General features: G+C 45.7%; 5 protein-coding genes. All 5 read left to right on the top strand.

The window, feature by feature from the left end:
• Positions 1-466, top strand: a 466-nt coding sequence (locus tag BCT81_RS08730) for a YggT family protein (protein WP_102423869.1), incomplete at its 5' end; no start/stop codon positions are given.
• A 29-nt stretch (positions 467-495) separates the two neighbouring features.
• Entirely contained in the window at positions 496-786 is a 291-nt protein-coding gene (gene yggU / locus BCT81_RS08725; protein WP_102423868.1) for a DUF167 family protein YggU, read from the top strand.
• Positions 787-814: 28 nt separating this feature from the next.
• Positions 815-1,246, top strand: a complete 432-nt coding sequence (locus BCT81_RS08720; protein ID WP_102423867.1) for a DUF4426 domain-containing protein — start codon at positions 815-817, stop codon at positions 1,244-1,246.
• Positions 1,247-1,294: 48 nt separating this feature from the next.
• Positions 1,295-1,894 (top strand): XTP/dITP diphosphatase, encoded by a 600-nt coding sequence (locus tag BCT81_RS08715; protein ID WP_102423866.1) that lies wholly within the window; start codon positions 1,295-1,297, stop codon positions 1,892-1,894.
• Positions 1,894-3,081 (top strand): radical SAM family heme chaperone HemW, encoded by a 1,188-nt coding sequence (hemW, locus tag BCT81_RS08710; RefSeq protein WP_102423865.1) that lies wholly within the window; start codon positions 1,894-1,896, stop codon positions 3,079-3,081. The genes BCT81_RS08715 and hemW overlap by 1 nt, the downstream gene beginning before the upstream one ends.
• The last annotated feature ends 21 nt before the right edge of the window (positions 3,082-3,102 follow it).

The following is a 3,102-nucleotide window of genomic DNA, read 5'->3' as shown; positions in this document are numbered from 1 at the left end:
TTTCTACAATCCGTTCTCACAATTCATCGTAAAAGCGACACAACCAGTGGTAGCTCCACTACGCCGAGTTATTCCGTCGATCGGCAGCCTAGATCTGGCAACGGTTGTTTTCGCTTATGTGCTATGTGTACTCAAGTTCGTCGCTCTCAACTTAATTATCTCTGGCGGCGCGGCTGTGTTCGACATCAGCTTCCTAATCTTTGGCGGACTATCTCTGATTAAAGCGGCGGGTGGTTTGATTTTCTGGGTACTACTAATCCGTGCAATCCTAAGCTGGGTTAGTCAAGGTCGCAGCCCAATCGAGTATGTGTTCCATCAACTGACTGAGCCAATGCTAATGCCTATCCGCCGCATCCTACCGGATATGGGTGGCTTCGACTTAAGCGTTCTGGTTCTGTTCATTGTTCTTCAGTTTGCGAACTTCCTAATGGGTGACATGATTGGTCCTATTTGGTATCAGCTATAATTCAAGTACGAACATCAGGTACTTTGACGATGCCAAAAGCGGTTTGGGTCGAGGGAGACGATATTCTTCTTAGACTCTATATCCAACCCAAAGCAAGCCGAGACAAAATTGTTGGCTTGCATGGTGAGGAACTCAAAATTGCCATCACCGCTCCCCCGGTAGATGGCAAAGCCAATGCCCACTTAGCGAAATACCTTGCGAAACAATTTAAGGTAGCTAAAGGGCAAATTAAAATTGAAAAGGGAGAGCTCGGCCGGCACAAACAAGTTCGAATATGCTCGCCAAGCCAAACCCCCACTGAAGTCAAAGCCATCCTATGATGGCTTTTTGCTATTTATTGGAGTCATTATGCGTCTATGGATTACAGCACTACTTACCGCTCTTATTGCCCTACCAAGCTCGGCAGGACAATTTAAAAACATTAAGGATGTCGAGGTTCACTACTCAGCTTTTAACTCAACATTTTTAACGGCTCAAGTCGCTAAGCAATATAAACTTAAGCGAAATGGCTACTCAGCGATTCTGAACATCAGCGTGCTAGACAAAGCTTCCCTTGGCAAACCAGCAACAACCGCTAACATCACGGGAACAGCCAAGAACCTTGTGGGCAATACTCGCACACTTAACTTCCGCGAGATAAAGGAAGGTGATGCGATTTATTACCTAGCTGAGTTCCCTGTAACACACGAAGAAAACATCACTTTTGATATTGATGTTAACGCAGGTTTGAAAGGCACAGGCCCACTGCGATTCACACAAAAATTCTATATAGAAGAGTAGGTTCAGCCTTCACTTTTCTGTTCACCAACTTATTAGAGCAACATCCCCATGAGTAAGATTGTTTTAGCCACAGGCAACCAAGGTAAAGTTCGCGAGATGGCAGGTATTCTGTCTGAGTTTGGTTTTGACGTTGTCGCACAAAGTGAGTTTAACGTTTCAGAAGTCGCTGAGACAGGAACAACATTCATTGAAAATGCCATCATTAAAGCCCGTCATGCAGCGAAAGAAACCGGTCTACCAGCAATTGCGGATGACTCGGGTTTAGAGGTTGATTACTTAAATGGCGCGCCAGGTATCTACTCAGCTCGTTACTCAGGAGAAGACGCTACCGATAAGCAGAACATCGAAAAGCTGCTTGATGCCATGCAAGGTGTTGAGGTAGCAAAGCGTACTGCTCGTTTCCACTGTGTATTGGTGCTAATGCGTCACGAAAATGATCCAACACCATTGGTGTGTCATGGTAAGTGGGAAGGACAAATTCTGACTGAAGAACACGGCGAAAATGGCTTTGGCTACGATCCTGTATTCTTTGTTCCAGAAGAGAACTGTGCATCTGCCGAGCTTGAACCTTCACGCAAAAAACAGCTTTCACACCGTGGTAAGGCCCTAGCGTCACTATTCGAAGCACTAAAAGAGCAAGCTCTGTAATGCACAACACAGCACTCGTTCCACCAGCTCTTAGCCTTTATGTACACATCCCGTGGTGTGTGCAAAAGTGTCCATATTGTGATTTCAACTCACACGCTCTGAAAGCCGAAATCCCTGAAAAAGAGTACATCGATGCGCTACTTGAGGATCTCGATACTGATATCGAGAAGTACCAACTCAATGGTGCACCTCGTCCTCTGCATTCGATCTTTATTGGAGGGGGAACTCCAAGCCTGTTCTCTCCAGAAGGTATCGGTCGACTGCTTCAAGGTATTGAGCAACGCACCCCATTCAAACCTGAAATTGAAATCACCATGGAAGCCAACCCGGGCACCATTGAAGCTGAGCGTTTCGCTGGTTACCAAAAAGCAGGGATTACTCGTATCTCGGTTGGTGTACAAAGCTTTGAGCAAGAAAAGCTAGAAAGACTGGGCCGTATCCATGGTCAAGATGAAGCGGTCAACGCTGCTCACCTTGCACATAAAATCGGTCTAAACAGCTTTAACCTCGATCTTATGCATGGCTTGCCGGATCAAAGTATCGATCAAGCATTGGCTGATCTAGACAAAGCCATCGAGTTAGATCCCCCGCATTTATCTTGGTACCAGCTAACAATAGAACCTAACACCATGTTCTATTACAAAACGCCAACTCTACCAGACGACGATGATCTCTGGAATATCTTCGAATTAGGCCACAAAAAGCTCGCTGATGCAGGTTATGTGCAATACGAAATCTCAGGCTACAGCAAGCCGGGCTACCAGTGTCAACACAACCTCAACTACTGGCGCTTCGGTGACTACTTGGGTATTGGCTGCGGCTCTCATGGCAAGCTGAGTTTTGCTGATGGACGAATCATTCGAACAACTAAGGTTAAACACCCTAGAGGCTATTTGGCGGCTTACCAGAATATGGTGAAGCCTTATATTTCGGATGAATTTGAAGTAGCAAACGAAGATCGCCCTTTCGAATTTTTCATGAACCGTTTCAGGCTGATGGAAGCATGCCCTAAGCAAGATTTCATTGATACGACAGGACTTGGTTTGGACGCTGTTCAGCCAACAATTGAGTGGGCAAAAGAGCTAGGTTATTTGAACGAAACTGATACTCACTGGCAAATCACAGAAAAAGGGAAACTTTTCCTCAACGATTTGCTGGAAGCCTTCATGGCCGAAGAAGACGAATAGTTTGAGATTCGAGATTCGAGA

This window comes from Vibrio sp. 10N.261.52.A1, from assembly GCF_002876325.1.
Lineage (GTDB): Bacteria > Pseudomonadota > Gammaproteobacteria > Enterobacterales > Vibrionaceae > Vibrio > Vibrio chagasii.
The sequence above is the reverse complement of the archived record's forward strand: the minus strand, read 5'-3'. Positions and strand labels throughout refer to the sequence as shown.